The organism is Thermomicrobium sp. CFH 73360 (assembly GCF_023806465.1).
Taxonomy (GTDB): Bacteria; Chloroflexota; Chloroflexia; order Thermomicrobiales; family Thermomicrobiaceae; genus Thermomicrobium.
The window spans coordinates 174,011-191,869 of record NZ_JAMSLS010000001.1; the positions used below are offsets into that span (position 1 = coordinate 174,011).

The 17,859-nt window shown below is 59.9% G+C and carries 18 protein-coding genes; 14 read left to right on the forward strand and 4 right to left on the reverse strand.

All coding sequences use genetic code 11. The features are described 5' to 3' along the window. Positions 1-16 precede the first annotated feature (16 nt). Positions 17-439 carry a hypothetical protein gene (locus NET03_RS00710; RefSeq protein ID WP_252126969.1) on the forward strand — a complete coding sequence of 141 codons (423 nt, stop codon included), beginning with the start codon at positions 17-19 and terminating at the stop codon, positions 437-439. On the opposite strand, the gene dnaA is transcribed toward NET03_RS00710, so the two are convergent. After that, entirely contained in the window at positions 436-1,830 is a 1,395-nt protein-coding gene (gene dnaA / locus NET03_RS00715; RefSeq protein ID WP_252126970.1) for a chromosomal replication initiator protein DnaA, read from the reverse strand. The two genes, NET03_RS00710 and dnaA, sit on opposite strands and share 4 nt — an antisense overlap. Positions 1,831-2,155: 325 nt before the next feature. Between dnaA and NET03_RS00720 the strand changes: the two genes are divergently transcribed. The 7 genes from NET03_RS00720 to NET03_RS00750 all read left to right on the forward strand — a co-directional run bounded on the left by NET03_RS00720 (position 2,156) and on the right by NET03_RS00750 (position 9,724). Beyond that, positions 2,156-2,605: a MarR family winged helix-turn-helix transcriptional regulator gene (locus tag NET03_RS00720; protein ID WP_252126971.1), complete on the forward strand. Its 450-nt coding sequence runs from the start codon at positions 2,156-2,158 to the stop codon at positions 2,603-2,605. A 28-nt stretch (positions 2,606-2,633) separates the two neighbouring features. Beyond that, the gene (locus NET03_RS00725) at positions 2,634-4,250 is read left to right on the forward strand and encodes an MDR family MFS transporter (RefSeq protein ID WP_252126972.1); all 1,617 of its coding nucleotides are present in this window, start codon (positions 2,634-2,636) and stop codon (positions 4,248-4,250) included. Between the two features lie 755 nt (positions 4,251-5,005). Beyond that, a complete protein-coding gene (locus NET03_RS00730; RefSeq protein ID WP_252126973.1) occupies positions 5,006-5,575 on the forward strand; it encodes an OsmC family protein in 570 nt (189 codons plus the stop codon). 49 nt (positions 5,576-5,624) lie between these two features. Then, on the forward strand, positions 5,625-6,524 hold the full coding sequence (locus NET03_RS00735; protein ID WP_252126974.1) for a sulfurtransferase: 900 nt from the start codon (positions 5,625-5,627) through the stop codon (positions 6,522-6,524). Positions 6,525-7,085: 561 nt separating this feature from the next. Then, the gene (locus NET03_RS00740; RefSeq protein WP_252126975.1) at positions 7,086-7,517 is read left to right on the forward strand and encodes an iron-sulfur cluster assembly scaffold protein; all 432 of its coding nucleotides are present in this window, start codon (positions 7,086-7,088) and stop codon (positions 7,515-7,517) included. 61 nt (positions 7,518-7,578) lie between these two features. Continuing rightward, positions 7,579-8,970, forward strand: a complete 1,392-nt coding sequence (locus NET03_RS00745) for a selenium-binding protein SBP56-related protein (RefSeq protein ID WP_252126976.1) — start codon at positions 7,579-7,581, stop codon at positions 8,968-8,970. 79 nt (positions 8,971-9,049) lie between these two features. Then, complete coding sequence (locus tag NET03_RS00750) at positions 9,050-9,724, forward strand: hypothetical protein (RefSeq protein ID WP_252126977.1); 675 nt, start codon at positions 9,050-9,052, stop codon at positions 9,722-9,724. Here the strand turns inward: NET03_RS00750 and NET03_RS00755 are convergent. After that, positions 9,687-10,607, reverse strand: a complete 921-nt coding sequence (locus NET03_RS00755; RefSeq protein WP_252126978.1) for a PHP domain-containing protein — start codon at positions 10,605-10,607, stop codon at positions 9,687-9,689. The genes NET03_RS00750 and NET03_RS00755 overlap by 38 nt on opposite strands. A gap of 79 nt (positions 10,608-10,686) precedes the next feature. Between NET03_RS00755 and NET03_RS00760 the strand changes: the two genes are divergently transcribed. Genes NET03_RS00760 through NET03_RS00780 form a run of 5 tightly spaced genes read left to right on the forward strand, consistent with a single transcriptional unit; the run spans position 10,687 to position 14,349 of the window. After that, the gene (locus NET03_RS00760) at positions 10,687-11,445 is read left to right on the forward strand and encodes a Nif3-like dinuclear metal center hexameric protein (protein ID WP_252126979.1); all 759 of its coding nucleotides are present in this window, start codon (positions 10,687-10,689) and stop codon (positions 11,443-11,445) included. 22 nt (positions 11,446-11,467) lie between these two features. Then, entirely contained in the window at positions 11,468-12,829 is a 1,362-nt protein-coding gene (gene glmM, locus NET03_RS00765; RefSeq protein WP_252126980.1) for a phosphoglucosamine mutase, read from the forward strand. A gap of 1 nt (position 12,830) precedes the next feature. Then, entirely contained in the window at positions 12,831-13,352 is a 522-nt protein-coding gene (locus NET03_RS00770; RefSeq protein WP_252126981.1) for a ribonuclease FAU-1 family protein, read from the forward strand. Positions 13,353-13,397: 45 nt separating this feature from the next. Further along, positions 13,398-14,114 carry a helix-turn-helix domain-containing protein gene (locus NET03_RS00775; RefSeq protein WP_252126982.1) on the forward strand — a complete coding sequence of 239 codons (717 nt, stop codon included), beginning with the start codon at positions 13,398-13,400 and terminating at the stop codon, positions 14,112-14,114. Between the two features lie 19 nt (positions 14,115-14,133). Further along, positions 14,134-14,349 carry a hypothetical protein gene (locus NET03_RS00780; protein WP_252126983.1) on the forward strand — a complete coding sequence of 72 codons (216 nt, stop codon included), beginning with the start codon at positions 14,134-14,136 and terminating at the stop codon, positions 14,347-14,349. A 7-nt stretch (positions 14,350-14,356) separates the two neighbouring features. Here the strand turns inward: NET03_RS00780 and NET03_RS00785 are convergent, their stop codons facing one another. Then, entirely contained in the window at positions 14,357-15,469 is a 1,113-nt protein-coding gene (locus NET03_RS00785; RefSeq protein WP_252126984.1) for an alanine racemase, read from the reverse strand. Further along, positions 15,466-16,116: a phosphoribosylglycinamide formyltransferase gene (gene purN, locus NET03_RS00790; RefSeq protein WP_252126985.1), complete on the reverse strand. Its 651-nt coding sequence runs from the start codon at positions 16,114-16,116 to the stop codon at positions 15,466-15,468. Before purN ends, NET03_RS00785 begins: the two co-directional genes overlap by 4 nt. Before the next feature lie 154 nt (positions 16,117-16,270). On the opposite strand from purN, the gene guaA reads away from it, so the two are divergent. Beyond that, positions 16,271-17,857, forward strand: a complete 1,587-nt coding sequence (gene guaA / locus NET03_RS00795) for a glutamine-hydrolyzing GMP synthase (RefSeq protein ID WP_252126986.1) — start codon at positions 16,271-16,273, stop codon at positions 17,855-17,857. Positions 17,858-17,859 lie beyond the last annotated feature (2 nt).

Below are 17,859 nucleotides of genomic sequence, written 5' to 3' on the forward strand. Positions count from 1 at the left end.
CGTCGGGAGGTGCACGATGGCAGCACATCGCAGATCTCCTCCTCGACTTTGGGAAGTCGTCCGGACGCTCGTCACCGCTCTCACCCAACCGCCCCCGCATCCTCCAGTTTCCACCGATCCGGGCTTAAGAGAGGAATTGCGCATCACCCTGGCGTCGCGCAAGGAACTTGGTCCGGACTATGACCGTGAGCTCGTGGATCACTTTCTGCGGCAGATGGATCAGGCAATCGAGCAACGGGTAGAAGAGCTCTGGCGCGAACGCGAGCGACGGCGACGGCGCGCCGCACTTGGAAAAGGTCTCACGCTGACATTCGTCCTCCTCGCGGCGATTCCACTCACTGCAGCTGCTGGTCTCACGGCAGGCGCTCAGGGAATCGCGGTGGTGTGGATCGGTCTCGTCGTCGTCCTCGTTATCAGTGGACTTCTCTGGCGCGTCTAGCGGCGAGCTACCGCCGGAGCAGCCGCATCCTGATAGAGTCGCGCACGGAGCGCCAGCACCTCACCGCGCAACTGCTCGTCTTGGGTCAATTGTTGTTCAATCTTTTCGACCCCGTGCAGAACCGTCGTGTGGTCACGCCCACCGAGTCGCTGGCCAATCTCGACAAGCGAAAGACCGAGCTCATCGCGCAGGAGGTACATCGCCACTTGACGTGGGACAACAACCTCTCGCCGTCTGCCGGGGCCGACCAACTCAGCCAGCGAGACACGGAAATGACTGCAGACTACCTGGAGCACAAGCTCCGGTGTCAGCTGCTCGCGCCGTGACCGTCCATCGCCCTCCTGGAGTGCTTCGACCGCAAGCGCGAGCGTGATCGGTTGGTGTGTGAGCTGCGCGAGCGCGACGATCCGGTTCAAGGCCCCTTCGAGCTCGCGGATGTTGCTTTCCACGCGACGGGCGATGTACTCGACAACATCATTGGGTATGTGCATGCCGAGTTCGCGCCCCTTCTCAATCAGAATCGCCTGTCGCGTTTCCAGGTCTGGTGGTTGGATATCCGCTAGGAGCCCCCCTTCGAACCGGGACCGAAGACGGTCGGCAAGATCCGGAATGAGCCGCGGTGGCCGGTCGCTGGAGATCACAATTTGCTTGCCCGCCTGGTAGAGAGCATTGAAGGTGTGGAAAAACTCTTCTTGGGTACTCTCTTTTCCAGCGATGAACTGGATATCATCGATCATCAAGATATCAATCGTGCGGTAACGATTCCGAAACTCGTCTGTCCGTTGATGACGGATGGCGTTGATCAGATCATTGGTGAACGCCTCCGATGAGACATAACAGACCCGTAATCCCGGGCGATTCGCCAGCGCTCGGTGACCGATCGCATGCAGGAGATGTGTCTTTCCCAAGCCCACACCACCATAGATGAAAAGCGGATTGAACTTTTCTCCGGGACGGTCGGCTACAGCAAGGGCAGCAGCATGGGCCAACCGGTTGCTCGGCCCGACCACAAATTTCTCGAAGGTGTATCGGGGATTGAGGCCATGCTCTGGCGACGGAGTCAATGCCAACTGCTTGGTCGACTGCTCTGGTGTGTCGACGGGACGACGTGGCCCGCGCCGCCCCATCGAAGCACTGTCTGCATCTATTCCGTGCACGGTGAACTGGACGGCAATCGGTCGACCCACGAGCAACGACAGCGTCTCCTGGATATCACGCGCGAACTTCACTCGTAACTGCTCGGCGGCAAAGGTAGACGGCGCTGCGACAATTGCACAGTCATCGTCGATCCCGACGAGCTCTGTGTGTTTGAGCCATGTCTCGAAATTTGCCCGCGAGACGCGCTTCGCCAGATCCCCCAGAGCGACTTGCCAGAGCTGCTTGGGTCGCATTGCCGTCCCCCACGAACGTGTACGTACACACGCACCTGCATCCTAGCATGGACGCGTCAGGTCGGCAAGCATTGCCGACCAGGCACAAAGCGCACCCGAACAACGTCGAGCCGGGCACATGCCCGGCTCGAACGCGGGAAGGGGAGGGGTGGAGCGGAATCTGCAGGATCCGTCGTCTTCAGCGGCTGTCCACCTTCATTATACGTCAAGCAGCCCCAGATGGATGGCCCTTGAATCTATCGATAACGTCGAATCATTGGACATTGTCGAATGATTCCGGTAGACTCCTCCCGTTGACTCTGGCGACCTTCTGTGGGGGAGTGACATGGATGACCGACTCGACCTCATTGAGACAGTCATTCGCGAAATGCGTGAAGTGATCGCCTACCTCCACCGTCGAAGCCCGCCGCGACTCGGTGAGTTCGACCTCTCGATGGCACAATTGAAGGTTCTGTTTGCGCTTTCTTGCAGCGGTCCTCTCACGGTCAGTGAGGTAGCCGAGCGGCTCTCGATCACCTCACCAACCGCAAGCCACCTCATCGACCGCTTAGTCCATCTCGGCCTGGTGAGACGACGCGAGGACGAGCGCGACCGGAGGCGGACAGTCGTGGAACTCACCGCCTCGGGGGAGGACTTTCTCCGGCAATTGCGTCAGGGCAACGAGCAATACTGGCGCGACCTTTTGAACCAGCTCGACTTCGTTGACCTCCGAGCCTTACTGCAGGGTGTTCGAGCACTCGCTGAGGCGGCACGCCGAGCTCGGATAACGAACTGACCAGAATGAGAAAGGGAGACGAAGACAGATGGAAACCATCACTGTGTCCACACCAGCGCAGGACATCCAACGGCAACGACAGCGTTTAGCGCTGATCCTGCCCGGCTTGCTGCTGGGTATGCTGCTCGCCGCCCTCGACCAGACCATCGTTGGTACCGCAATGCCCCGCGTTATTGCCGAACTGCACGGTCTTGAGCACTATGCATGGGTATTCACAGCCTATATGCTCACATCTACCGTCACTGTTCCGCTCTACGGGAAGCTCTCGGATATCTACGGACGGCGTACATTCTTTCTCTTCGGAATGATCGTTTTCCTCCTCGGCTCTGCACTGTCTGGTATGGCACAGAGTATGACTCAGCTCATTCTCTTCCGCGCAATTCAAGGAATCGGGGGCGGAGCACTCTTCCCGATTGCCATTGCGATCATCGGTGACCTGTTCCCACCTGCGGAACGTGGCAAGTGGCAGGGACTCTTTGCGGCAGTCTTCGGATTTAGTGCCATTATCGGGCCAAGCCTCGGTGGCTGGATTACGGATCACTGGGGCTGGCGCTGGGTGTTCTATGTCAACATGCCGATTGGAGTAGTCGCACTCTTGACCACTGGCCTCACCATGCCCAAACTCGCGAGCGGCCGTCAGCACAGCATCGACTACCTCGGTGCAGCACTGCTCATCGCTGGCGTGACTCCTATGCTCCTCGCCTTCTCCTGGGCGGGAACAGAGTACCCGTGGAGCTCGGTCCAGATCATTGGACTCTTTACTGCCAGTGCCGTGTTCCTTGCTCTCTTTGCCCTGGTCGAATTCCGGGCCGCTGAACCAATTCTCGACCTCCGGCTCTTTCGGAACCGAATCTTTACCCCAACGCTTCTCGCTGCATTTCTCATCGCCATAGGAATGTTCGGGACCATTCTCTATCTTCCGCTGTTTGTACAAGCAGTCCTTGGAAGAACGGCGACGAACTCTGGCGCGGTCCTCACACCCATGATGCTGGGCTTTGTGTTCTCAAGTATCCTCGGCGGGCAAATCCTCGCCCGCACCGGTCGATACAAGATTCTCGGAATCGGTACCGTCGCTGTCGCCGTGGTCGGCATGTTCCTCCTCTCCCAGATGGACATTCACACATCGAGTACGGAAGTCGTCCGCAACATGATCATCCTTGGCCTCGGTATTGGCACGACCATGAGTCTGTTCACCATCATCATTCAGAACGCTTTTCCACTGGAACGACTCGGTGAAGTCACCTCCGCGCTCACCTTCTTCCGATCCATTGGGGGAACGATCGGTGCAGCGATTCTCGGCACAGTGATGACAAATCGGTTCCAGAACGAGCTCGCTGCGCGAATTCCTCCAGAAGTACGCGCAGCTGTACCAGCGGAGCGTCTTACCGTGCTGCAGAATCCCCAGATTTTCATGAGCCCGGAGGCGATGCAGCAGATGCGACAGCAGGCCGCCGCCTTCGGACCGCAAGGACAACAGTTGCTGGAGCTGCTCCTTCAGGTCATCCGAGAGTCGCTCGCTGTGGCCATTGACCACGTCTTCCTTGCCGGGATGATTATCTTGCTTTTGGCTCTGCTCTTCACTTTCCTCATCCCAGAAATTCCGCTGCAACGGCGTGGTGGTCGCCCGCCAGCGGTTGGGCACTAAATTACTGGCCGTCGGACAAGGAGAGGACGCCGTTGCCACGCTCCGGCGTGCGGTGCGGCGGTGGAACCGCCCGCCGCAGGTCGGTTCACCCCCCCTTGGTCCAGGCGGAGCCGTGTGCGCCATCGTAGCACGACGACTGTCGCATCAGCGATAAGACCTCTGACTTGTGCATCCTGCCAATTGCGAATCGAAGCACATGACGTCTCAGGGACAGAGTATGACAAGCGGTCAGCATCCGATCTCTGCTGTGTTGAGCGTGGTCTCCTTCCCAATCGAGAGGAGGAAAGCCTTGCTTTCTTGTCGACAGGGAAGAAACATCGCTAAACACGTCATGTCGCGCGCCTTAGCTGCCCGACCACAGTCCGCCTCCACTGCGATGGCGCAGCGGTCGTTCGAGGAAGCGGGGAAAGACACGGGTCGGTGTTGCCTTGACGAGACACTGACAACTGCCGTACACTCAGGTCTCGCGAGGCGATGCGAGCGCTGAGCCGAAGGAGCGTCACGGGCCATGCACGCACAAGCTCAGAAGCGCAACACACGGAGGCTCCAGGCCTGGCCCGTTCCGCCGTGCCCAACAATGATTGGCGTCTATTCCTTCTGGCCTCGCATCTGCGAGTGTAGCCCCCGCTAATCCATTCCCCCGTTTTTCTTGCTCGAGATTGGTGCGTCTGACGATGCGCGCAACTGCGTTGCTCGTCTCGCTCCAAGCGTTGCTCGCTAAGTTGAGTCTCTGACCACGACGGGAGGCGTCCTGCATGGCAGTACGTGTTAACGGACATTTGGTCAAAGAAGCATTGACCAATCTTATTGAGGCTATCCGAGCGACTCCTCGCTTGGCCAGCGGGACCACAATGGTCCGAGTCGAGTGGGCTGGTGGTACCCAAGCGATTGGTCATGTTCGTCAGTTCGAACCGATCATCGTGGACGAGCCACCAGCATTGGGTGGGAGCGATCGGGGGCCGAATCCGGTGGAACTCCTGCTCGTCGCATTGGGCGCGTGCCAGGAACTCATGCTCGCTGTCCTGGCCGAACAGCTGGGCCTGGAGATCCACGCGATTGATGTCGAAGTTCTGGGAGATCTCGATCTGCGCGGTTGCCTTGGAATCGACCCGCAGGTGCGGCCAGGATTCCAGCGGCTCGAGGTGTCCGTCCACATTGTTAGCCCGGAGCCCGAGGAACGCCTCCGGGAACTCCTCGCGCTTGCTGAGCGCTTGTGCCCGGTTTCCGACATGCTCCGTAACCCGGTACCCGTCCAGATGAACCTGGAGGTCTCTCACGCTGGCTCTTCTGCCATACGCCTTGACAACCCAATTGCAGCGTCGTAATGTGAAAATGTCTCTATCTAGAGGTGACTTCCCAACGTGGAGGTGCAACATGACAACTCTTGAGATCGATCCGCGCATTCTTTCCCGAGGGTATGCGCACCCGGAGGCATTGGTCACCACTGAGTGGGTGGCCGAACATCTAGACGATCCCACCATCCGGATCGTGGAGAGCGACGAAGACGTCCTTCTGTACGAACTGGGACACATCCCTGGAGCGGTGAAGGTCGACTGGCACACCGACCTCCAGGACCCACTGGTCCGCGACTTCATCGGTCCGGAGCAGTTCGCCGAACTCTGCTCCCACCTTGGCATTACGCCACAAACACGAGTCGTGTTTTACGGTGACAAGAACAATTGGTGGGCTGCCTACGCCTACTGGTTCTTCCGCTATATGGGCCATGGGCCGCTCTCTATCATGGATGGCGGACGCAAGAAGTGGGAGGCAGAAGGGCGTCCCATGACGCGGGAAGTCCCGAGTTATCCGCGCACTGACTACCCGGTCCCGACGCCCAATCCTGAACTCCGCGCTTTCCGCGACGACGTTCTCGCCTTCATCGGCTATCGGGATCGCAAGAAGGTAGCGGAACCGCGTGGCGCGCTGGTCGACGTCCGGAGTCCCGGAGAGTACCGTGGCGAGTTGCTCCACATGCCGGACTACCCACAAGAAGGAGCTCTGCGGGGTGGCCACATCCCCGGCGCAGCAAACATTCCCTGGGCTCAGGCCGTCAATGAGGACGGTACCTTCAAGTCACCAGAGCAGCTGCGGCAGCTGTACGAAAGTCAGGGCGTCACACCGGATAAGGAAGTCATCGTCTACTGCCGAATCGGGGAACGATCATCCCATACCTGGTTCGTTCTGCACGAACTGCTGGGATACCCCAAGGTTCGGAACTACGATGGCTCGTGGACAGAGTGGGGGAACGTCGTCGGAGTACCGATCGAGCGTTGAGCTTCAGGGGGTAGGGGACGGCCCCCTGCCCCCTCGAGAGCGACCAGGGGAGGGCGATCGCATGACGGTCGTCCTGGAATTTTTGGCCGAGAACGAGCAGTGTGTCTTCTCCTCCACGCGAGATGACGTCCCCCGTCCAGCGAAACGTCACTTCGCCGTGCGCGCCTGTGTGACACACGCACTGACCACGGAGCTTGTGAGGCCCAACCCTGCTCGGTCCCACCGCTCCGCTGAACGCACGAGCGCAGAAGCGATCTCGGTACCCAGTGCGCCGCAGCGCTGCACAGGAGAGGTAGGCCCCACCGCACTGTGCTCAGCAAGCTCCGGTTCACGGCCGTTATCTCGTCCCCGTGGTGCGGTACTTCAGGCAGACACGCACTCCCTGACTGGACATCGGTCTCGGGTCCCCAATCGCACGCCGCGCCAGGAGCACAAGGTCAGGACAACTCGACGCTACTCGTCACTTGCCCATTTCCACATCGTTGGTTTGGTGTATGATGATCATACCGATCATCGATCCTGAGTAGGCTGAGGCATGGTCGCGGAAGTGAGGTGGTCGGGATGGGAGAGAGTCCATTCGAACGACTCCGAGACCATGTTCGGAACCCCCGGCACCACGGCGCACTTGAAGACGCCACCGTCGTCGTCGAAGGTGGCAATCCGGAGTGCGGTGACCTCGTGACAGTCTATCTGAAGATCGGCGCGGACGGAGAAACGATTGAAGACGCTCATTTCACCGGTGTTGGCTGCGGTGTCAGCCAGGCGGCAGCTTCACTTCTCATGGAGCACCTGCACCAGGGGCACTGGACCACTGGTCGCGTCGCGACAGCTGACTTTACGCTGGTTCAGGAACTCGTCGGGACAGAGGCAGCGCGCGCCCGTCCCAAGTGTGCTTCGCTTGCTCTGAGCGTTCTTAAGGCTGCAGTGCAGAAGTATGAGCGGGAGCGCCGCCGAGCAGCGTTGACCGACGGGAGTGAGACCAGCACAACGTAGCGGAAAGCATACAGAGCGCGGGAGTGTGCGTAAACCGTCGGTATGGATGGGAGGTGCACTGATGGCAACCTGGCGACCAGATCCAACCTTTTATCCATCGCCACGCCTCGCAATAAAGGCCCCTCCGGAGCGGCTGGCGTACGTCGTACGACTGAATGCTCACCCGAACGGTCAGCCTGAGGCACTCTGTGTTGTGGATGTCGATCCTTCGTCGAGCACCTATAGCAAAATTGTTGGCGTCAGCGATGTCCCCTATACTGGCGGAGAGCTCCATCACCATGGCTGGAACGCCTGCAGCTCAATGCTGTGTCCCAATGCACCGCACCCGCACATCGAACGACGCTATCTCGTCGTCCCTGATATTCGCTCATCACACATTACCATCTTCGATGTGAAGGAGAACCCGACGAAACCGAAGGTCGTCAAAGTGATTGATCCTGAGGAAGTGTTCGAGCGGGCATTCTATTCGCGGCCTCACACGGTCCACTGTGGTCCAGACGGTATTTATATCTCCGCCCTGGGAACTCCGGACGGTGAAGGCCCCGGAGGGATCTTCATTCTCGATCACGAAACGTTCGAGGTTCTTGGGCGCTGGGAGATCGACCGCGGCGACCAGTATCTCCATTATGACTTCTGGTGGCACCTTGGCTATGACACCATGATCACCAGTGAATGGGGTACCCCGCGGATGATCGAACACGGGGTCCTTGGCGAGGAACTGTTGGCTGGCAAGTACGGTCACAGGATCCACCTCTGGGATCTGCACCGTCGCCGACGCACTGCTGTCCTCGACGTCGGTGCCGAGCACCAGATGCTCTTGGAGCTCCGACCGGCACATGACCCCACCAAGGCCTACGGCTTTGTCAACAGTGTCGTGAGCCTGAAAGATCTCTCATCGGCCATCTGGGTCTGGTATCGCCAGAATGGCGAGTGGAAGATCCGGAAAATTATCGAGATTCCCGCTGAGCCCGCTGAGGAGGAGCAACTGCCAGATATTCTGAAGCCGTTCAAAGCGGTTCCACCGCTGGTCACAGACATCGACCTGAGTGTTGATGACCGCTTCCTCTACGTCTCCTGCTGGGGGACGGGTGAACTTCGGCAATATGATGTATCGAACCCGTTCGAACCAAAGCTCACCGGTGTTTTGCAGATCGGCGGCATCGTGCGCCGCGCCGGGCACCCGGCTGTCTCCGGCCCACTGAACGGAGGTCCACAAATGGTCGAGGTGAGTCGCGACGGCCGGCGTGTCTACTTCACGAATTCGTTGTACCGTGCCTGGGACGAGCAGTTCTATCCTGACGGGATTCGCAGTTGGATGGTGAAGGTGGATGTCGATCCCGAAGGAGGAATGCGCTTCGATCCCAACTTCTTCGTCGATTTCGGTGAGTATCGCGCCCACCAGATCCGCCTCGAAGGCGGCGATGCATCGAGTGACTCATATTGCTTCCCATGATGCCGCACTGACAATGTGTCTGGCACCCCCGGCCCATCCGGGGGTGCCTTCCCTGTGTGAGATCACGATCGGACGGTGAATGTCAAGTAATCTTTGGGCGTGGCTTTCGCTGGTTGCCTTAGGGGTCTTCCATGGCCTCAACCCTGCGATGGGATGGCTCTTCGCGGTCGCACTCGGTCTGCAGGAGCAGCGCCTCACTGCCGTTCTCGCAGCGCTGCCACCGATTGCGTTGGGGCACGCCGCCGCCATCGCGCTCGTCGCAGTGGTCACGGCGCTCCTTGGGGCGCTTCTCCCCGGGGCTATTCTGTTGACTTTCGCCGGATTCCTCCTGCTCGCCTTTACGGGTTGGCGGATCTGGAAACGCTTTCGTCACCCGCGCACCCGATTCAGAGCGACTCGCCGCGAACTCGCTATTTGGTCGTTCCTCATGGCCAGTGCGCACGGTGCAGGACTGATGGTCGCGCCGCTTCTTGCGGTGTTGCTTCGCTCCACGAACGAGGTGGTTGCAACCACCAATCACGTGGAGCATCTCCAGCCCTTTGCACAGTCGGTCTGGCTCGCATTCGCAGCGGTTCTCGTCCACACCGCCTCCATGTTCGTGACGATGGCTGTCGTCGCCGTGATCGTCTTCCGTGAGCTTGGAGTCGAGCTTCTCCGGCGCGCCTGGGTGAACGTCGACCTTCTCTGGGTCGCGGTGCTCGGGCTGACGGGGGCACTCACCCTGGCACTCGGTCTTCGGGGACTCCTTTCATAAGTTCCCCACGGTAGCTACCTGACGGCAGCTCGGACGGAGCCACTTCCACACCAAATCGACCAAGGAGCTCCGCGGCCCACTCCGCGGGATATGAGATTGGGTCGACTGGATGACCGGGCGCATGCGAGTCCGACCCGGTACTGGCCACCAAGCCATATCGCTCGCACCATCGCCGAAACATCGCGGTCTGCTCGGGGCTATGTGACCGATAATGGACTTCCAGCCCGTCAATCGGTACCTCTGCCAATATTTGGACCAAGCTGTCCTCCGTGAGTCTCCCGGTCGCGTCATCACGCCCCGGATGCGCGAGAACACAGACCCCCTCAGCGGCGTGTGCGGCGGCGACCACCCGCTCCAACGGAAGGTCTACCGTCATCGGCTCACCCAGACGCTTGGTGAGCTCGTGGGCAGTTGCAAGGTTCGTCGCGTATCCCTCCTGGATTAGCGCCAGTAACACGTGATAGGGGCGGAGCGGACGTCCTGCAGTCAGCTTGCGGAGCGAACGGAGTCGGTACCCGTGGCGCTCCAGGGTCACCACAGCCGAGACGGCCTCCGCCCACATGCGATCGGCAAGTTCATCCAGCACCGCTCGAAACAGCCGTGCCCGTGGTAACGCTGGATCCACACCGTAGACCAGGAGATGCCACTGTCGCTCACCCCAACGTGTCGTCACCTCCACTCCCGGGATGACAAGGAGACCGTGCCGCGCACCACGGTCAACAGCCTCGGCAACCGCCGCCATGGTGTCGTGATCGCAGATTGCCGCAACGCGAAATCCTCGTTCGCTCAGGTGGTTCAGTAACGTCTCGACCGTCCAGAACCCATCGCTCGCAAGCGTGTGAAGATGCAGGTCGACCGGTTCTCCTGGCAGAATCGAGGTCATGGTTCGTTCCTACCTTTCCGTGCGAGTATACGCCGCGCGGGCCTGCGGTCATGGCAGAATCGGAACGAGGAGTCGAACCATGGTTGATCTCGGTGAACTCGTGCGGTACTGTGACCGTCTCCTCGAGTGCAACCGGTTCCGCGATGCTGCGACGAACGGGCTCCAGGTCGAAGGACGGTCGATTGTGCGTCGCCTCGCTGTCGCAGTGAGTGCAAACCGAGCGACGATCGAGCGAGCGATTCGCTGGGATGCGGATGCACTGCTGGTCCATCACGGGCTCTTCTGGGGCGAAGGCGCACGTGCTGTGACGCGCGTGCTGCGCCAGCGGCTCCGACCACTCCTCGTGCACGATGTCAGCCTCCTCGCCTATCACCTGCCACTGGACGCACATCCGGAACTCGGCAACAACGCGCAGCTTGCATTTGCACTCGGCCTGGAACCGGTTGAACCATTTGCCGATATCGCAGGAAGCTCCATCGGTTGGATCGCGCGCGCTGAACCACCGCGGCCCCTTCGTGACCTTCTCGCCGCCATCGAGCAGCACACCGATCGCGCTCCCACGGTCCTCCCCGGTGGTCCGGAGACGGTCCGACGAGTCGCGATTCTCACTGGCTCAGGTGCCAGTGCGCTTGGCGAAGCAGCTGAGCGTGGCTGCGATGTGCTTCTCACCGGTGAAGCGCGTGAGACGACCATGGCGCTCGCCCGCGAACTCGGTATCACCGTCATTGCAGCTGGACACGAGGCGACCGAGCGACTTGGTGTCCAGGCACTGGCGCGGCATCTCGCCGCGACATTCGGTTTGGAGACCACGTTCTTGCACGACCCGAACCCCATTTGATCACAGCGAAAGGAGCAAAAGCATGTCACACGCCATCGCGACTGTGTTCAAGGCCTACGATGTCCGGGGCATCTATCCTACCGAACTTGATGAACAACTTGCCTATCGGATCGGACGCGCCTTCGCACTTTACTTACGACCACGCCAGGTCGTTGTCGGACGGGATATGCGTGTTTCTTCACCAGCACTCGCTGACGCAGTGATTCGCGGCCTTCTAGAGCAGGGGGTGGATGTAACGGACGTCGGACTCGTCAGTACCGACGCACTCTACTTTGCTGTCGGCAAATACCGGTTCGACGGTGGGATTATGGTGACAGCATCGCACAATCCGCCGGAGTACAATGGCTTCAAGCTCTGCCGGGAAGAGGCACAAGCACTAAGCCTCGATCACGGCATCGGTGAAATCCGCGACCTCGTCATTCAAGGCGAATTTCCTGAACCAGAGCGCACCGGCACGCTCCTGCGACGTGACATTCTGGACGACTTCGCTGCCCATGTCTTGTCCTTCATCGACCCAACGGTCATCAAGCCCTTCACCGTCGCAATCGATGCTGGCAATGGCATGGGAGGAATGATAGCGCCGAAGGTGCTTGGGCGCTTGCCCCTGCGGATCATTCCTCTCTACTTCGAGCTCGACGGTCGTTTCCCTCACCACGTTCCGAATCCGATCGAACCCGAGAATGTTCGCGATCTCCAACGCACGATTGTCGAGCAACACGCAGATTTCGGCATCGCGTTTGATGGTGACGCCGATCGAATGTTCATTCTTGACGAGCACGGGCGGCTGATTGGTGGTGATATGATCACCGCGCTCGTTGCCAAGGCACTTCTCCAAAAATATCCAGGTGCCAAGATTGTATATAATTTGATTTGCTCTCGCGCTGTCCCGGAAGTCATCCGCGCACACGGCGGTATCCCGATCCGCTCGCGCGTTGGCCACTCGTTCATCAAGGCACTGATGCGCGAGCATGACGCCATTTTCGGTGGAGAACACTCTGGACACTTCTATTTCCGCGAGAACTGGTACGCTGACTCCGGGATTATCGCCGCAGTCACTGTGCTCGAGCTGCTTTCTCGTGAAGGTGTGACCGTGTCGCAAGCAATTGCTCCCATCGACCGCTACTTCCGCTCCGGTGAGATCAACGTCGAGGCACAAGACTTTGCTGCAGTGTTGCAGGCGCTGCAAGAGCACTTTCACGATGGACAGATTGACCATCTCGACGGTTTGACTGTTGAGTACGCCGATTGGTGGTTCAACGCTCGTCCCTCCAACACGCAACCGCTCCTCCGTCTCAATGTTGAGGCAACGACTCCAGAACTCCTGCAGCAGAAGACCCAGGAGGTGCTCACCGTGATTGAACAGGTAAGGGGACGCCTGGCCTGAAATGCAAGAAGCGCACGCCCAGCGACTCACTATTGTGAAACTCGATCCTGTGGGACGAGCGGTCGCCCGGTACAGCGGCCTCCGTGTGCCAGCATCTCCGGGTTGGATCGCCGTCACGGCGGAGTGGACATCCGGCCCCGTCGCCAGTGGCCCGCTGCAGTTCGAATCCGGAGACCGATTGTTTGAGTATTTCTCGGTCTTTGAGCTGTTCAACGCGTTTGCGCTCTATACCGCCGACGGTTGCTTCAAAGGTTGGTATGCCAACGTCTCCTGCCCTGCTCTCTTCGTCGAGGGAGAACTGTGGTGGCGCGATCTCTATATCGACGTTATTGCTGACGCAGCCGGAAACATCACGGTACTTGATGAGGAGGAGTTGGAAGCAAGTGGCCTGAAGGAAAGAGATCCGGAAGGCTACGCCTGTATCATCGCAGCCCGCGATCGCTTACTGGCAGCCCTAGCAACACGCACGTATCCCTTCGATCGTCATCCGTCACCAAGGGCGTTTTCCGGTGGTGCCGAATGAGTACAATGAGGCGTGCCGAGACGACACGAGGGTGAGGTGGGACGAGTGCGAAAGACACTGCTGACTCAGTCGACCCAAACGCGGAACGGGCCGCAAAGCGATCCTCGCACAGAACGCTGGCTCAGCATCGACGAGGCGGCACGCCTTTTGGGTGTCGGACAATCAACGCTCCGCCGCTGGAGCGACGCTGGTCTCGTGCCAGTCTACCGTACGGCTGGTGGTCATCGTCGCTATCGCGAGGCCGATCTGCTCGCCGTACTCAAGAGCGAAACGCGACCGCGACGACGATTATCCCGCAAGGCGCTCACCGATCTGTCGTACAGCCTTTACCAGTCGCAACTTCTGTCTCAGGTCACCACTCGGCCGTGGTACGCACACTATCGGCCGGAACATCTTGCTGAACTGCGAACACTCGGCCGACAACTCCTCGACTTGACCTTCCGGATTGTAAACCGCGCCGTCGACCGCGCATCGCTGGTCCGTGCTGGCCGAGCAATCGGTCAACGATATGGCGAGGTGAGTGCAGCGGCAGGGCTGAGTCCAGCCGAAGCTGTTGAAGCCTTCCTTGCCTTCCGCGTTCCAACGTATGTAGCAATTGCGCAATTCGCCGAACGTGAGGAGATCCCGACGCGTCGCGTCTTGCGTGTTCTCAGCGAACTCACGATGGTTCTCGACGAGGTTCTGCTCGCGACAGTGCAGGCACTCTCCAGTAGCGCTGTATCTAATGAGAAGATCTCCCAGACTGGTCTTCAGCAGCAGTGAGTGAAAGGTACCGGATCCCATGCAAGAGGAAGAGCAACTGATTTTGCGTCACGAACTTCTCGGCGATGAAGAGCTCTTCACCTGTGCGCTTTGCCAGCACGTTCTCCCGATTCATGAGGCACAAGCAGTCCGCGGCGATGAGGTTGGCATGACGGATGTCGAGTTTGTTCTCGTTTGCCGCGAGTGTCTACGCGAGCTTCGAGGACGGGATCACGTCCTCCCGCCGCCAGGCTGAGCACGGGTCAACGCACGCGCCCACGCGCCGCAACCCGCCACGTCGCTACAACCTTGCCGTTCCGTATGGCGACGAGTTCGTCCTGTAGATTCACGACCGGGCACACATGATTCGGAATGATTTCGAGTCGCTCACCGACGATGGGCCCGTCTACCCCCGGTGGCAACTCGACGACCCCATGCTCTTCGCTCAAGCGAGCAATCGTCGCCATCGGATAGTCAACCACATACCCGTATCCGGCTCGTCCCGGGGGCGGCGGATCGAACGTGAGGGTCTTGCTCCCCGCATCAATGACTGCACGGTCTGGTGATGGTCGGCTAATCACGGTCGTAAGGACACGTAACGCAACACGCTCGGGTCCGATCCGTCCAAACCGGAATGCCGCCGCATCGTAAAAAACATAGGTCCCCGGTCGCATTTCGGTCAGGCCCTCGACGCGTGTCGTCGCCAAGGCCGCCGGTGTGGAGCCGACGCTCACGATGTCGACTGAAACGCCATGGCGCCGAAGGAGTGCCGCCGAGGACACGAGCGCTTCGCCCGCGGCGCGCGCAAGCCGCTCCATCTCTTCGGTCGTAGGAGCTCGTCCGGCATGTCCCTCGTGTGTCATCAGTCCACGGAGACGTAGACCGGGCATCTGCATGAGTTCACGCGCCAGCCGTAGTACTGGCTCGCCAGGCTGGACACCAGCACGCCCAAGGCCCGTGTCAACCTCAATAACGACATCGAGCCGTTTTCCTCGTGCAGCGACTGCGCGGCTGAGAGGCTCGGCAACGGCAACACTATCGACAGCGACGGTGATGGGTGCGCGCTCAAGGAGACGCAGCAACCGCGCAATCTTCTGTTCTCCGACGATCTGATACGCCACGAGAATATCGTCCAGCACCCCCGCCTCAACCAACGCCTCCACTTCGCCGAGTTTGGCGCAGGTGAACCCAATGGCCCCATACTGTCGTTGGAGTTGGGCAATTTCGATCGTCTTGTGTGTCTTGAAGTGGGGTCGGAGCGCGAGCCCGCGCGACCGCGCGTACTCCGCCATCTCCGCGATGTTCTGCTCAAGCCGATCGAGGTCCACGACCAGGCAAGGCGTATCGAGCTCTTGCCGATAGGGTGCCCCGTTCATTGCCCTTCCCTCTCTTCGAGCACAGCGTTCAGCGGCAAGATGCGAACGCGCCGACCTTCGACACGCAGTCGCCCAGCAGCGTAGAGGCGAACCGCCTCCGGGTAGATTCGGCACTCTTCCACAAAGACCCGTGCTGCCAATGTCTCCGGTGTATCGTCTTCTTCGACCGGCACACAAGCCTGCAAAATGATTGGCCCACCGTCGAGCTCGTCCGTCACAAAATGGACGGTACACCCGCTGACTTTCATGCCGCTTGCGAGCACCGCACGGTGGACTCGCTCGCCATACATGCCCCGTCCCCCAAAGAGTGGTAGAAGCGACGGATGGATATTCATGATGCGCCAGGTATAGTCCGGGCGTACCGGTAACCGGCGCAGAAAACCAGCCATCAGCACCAGATCAATGGCCGAGGCATCGAGCGCGGCGTAGACACGCTCCGCAAAGACATGCTCTGGCACGCCCTTTGAGGGGATGATCACGAGCGGCACCCCCGCCGCGCGGGCAACGTTATTCCCCGGAATGTTCTCCCGGTTGCTGACGACTAACTCGATCCGCCCAGGGAGCTCACCCCGCCGCTGAACCTGCAGCAGGTTGGCCAGCGTCCGCCCGCCTCCGGATATGAGTACGCCAATCCGTAACTCTCGCACGCGTTCTCCTCGCATTCGCTCCTTGTCACCCTGAGAAGTATCGGCCGTCGTTCGCTGCCTGTCACGTCTCCGATGTTCAGTACAATCGAGTCGTGACCCGCGCACGAACGCGCAGCGCGGGTCGGCATTGTGTGGCAAGCGGAGGCAACAAGACGTGTCTCAACCGAGCAATACAGCCGCCGTAAGGGGCAGGACCACAACTCCCCCGACCGACAGCGTCGTCATCCTCGATTTCGGTTCACAGTATGCCCAGCTGATTGCCCGCCGGGTTCGCGAAGCCAATGTGTACTGTGAACTTGTGCCACATGACGTGAGTTGGGACGCGGTTGCCCACCTCCAGCCTAAAGGAGTCATCTTGTCCGGAGGGCCAGCCAGCGTCTATGAACCGGATGCTCCACAACTTCCTCAGTGGGTTCTGGAAAGCGGCCTTCCTGTGCTGGGAATCTGTTACGGGATGCAACTCCTGGCACAGGCGTTTGGTGGCACGGTGGCGCCCGCGCAGCAGCGCGAGTACGGCCCTGCGCTCATCGAGGTCGTGACCGAGCACCCGATCTTCACAGGCTTGCCACAGCGCTTTGACGTCTGGATGAGCCACGGGGATCGCATCGATGTCCTACCACCCGGTTTCATCGCGCTCGCGCGCTCGGCCAATGCTCCCTTTGCTGCCATGGCACGCGGCAATTTGATCGGCTTGCAGTTCCACCCAGAAGTGGCTCATACGCCGCTTGGGGCCGCAATGCTCCGCAACTTCCTGTACGACATCTGTGGCTGCGCCCCTACTTGGACACCGGAATCGTTCATCGAGCGGGCCGTCCGCGACATTCGTGAGCAAGTCGGGAAGGACCGCGTCTTGCTCGCGCTCTCCGGTGGCGTGGATTCGAGCGTCACAGCAGCCTTGATCTATCGCGCAGTTGGTGATCAGCTGACACCCGTCTTTGTGGATACCGGTTTGCTGCGCGAGGGCGAGGCGGAGACCATCCGTGAGGTCTTCGGACGCCATTTCCGTATGCCGCTTGTTGCGGTCGATGCCCGTGAACGGTTTCTTGCCCGTCTGCGCGGTGTGGTCGATCCGGAAGAAAAGCGCCGCCGGATCGGCGAAGAGTTCATCCGCGTGTTCGAGACCGTCGCCCGCGAACACGGCCCATTTCGCTTCCTCGCTCAGGGAACGTTGTATCCAGACGTTATCGAGAGTGCTGCTCCCAACGCCTCGCGAACAGCTGCCAAAATCAAGACGCATCACAATGTTGGTGGTTTACCCGAGGATCTCCAGTTCGAGCTCTTGGAGCCTTTGCGCTATCTCTTCAAGGACGAAGTCCGTGCAATCGGCCGGTTACTCGGTTTGCCCGAAGAAATCGTACAGCGACAACCCTTCCCCGGCCCGGGGCTCGCCGTGCGAATTCTCGGCGAGGTGACCGAAGAGGCAATCGCGATCGTCCGTCGTGCGGATCTGATTGTCCGAGAAGAGATCGAGGCCGCTGGTCTGAGCGGAGCACTCTGGCAATTCTTTGCTGTGCTCTTACCTGTGAAGTCTACCGGCGTCATGGGTGATCAGCGAACCTATGCCCATGTCGTCGCTATTCGCGCGGTAACCAGCTCCGACGCCATGACGGCAGACTGGGCCCGGCTTCCCCATGACCTTCTTGGGCGCTTGGCGAATCGAATTGTCAATGAGGTGCCCGGTGTCAACCGCGTCGTCTATGACGTCACCTCCAAGCCACCAGCCACGATCGAATGGGAGTAAGG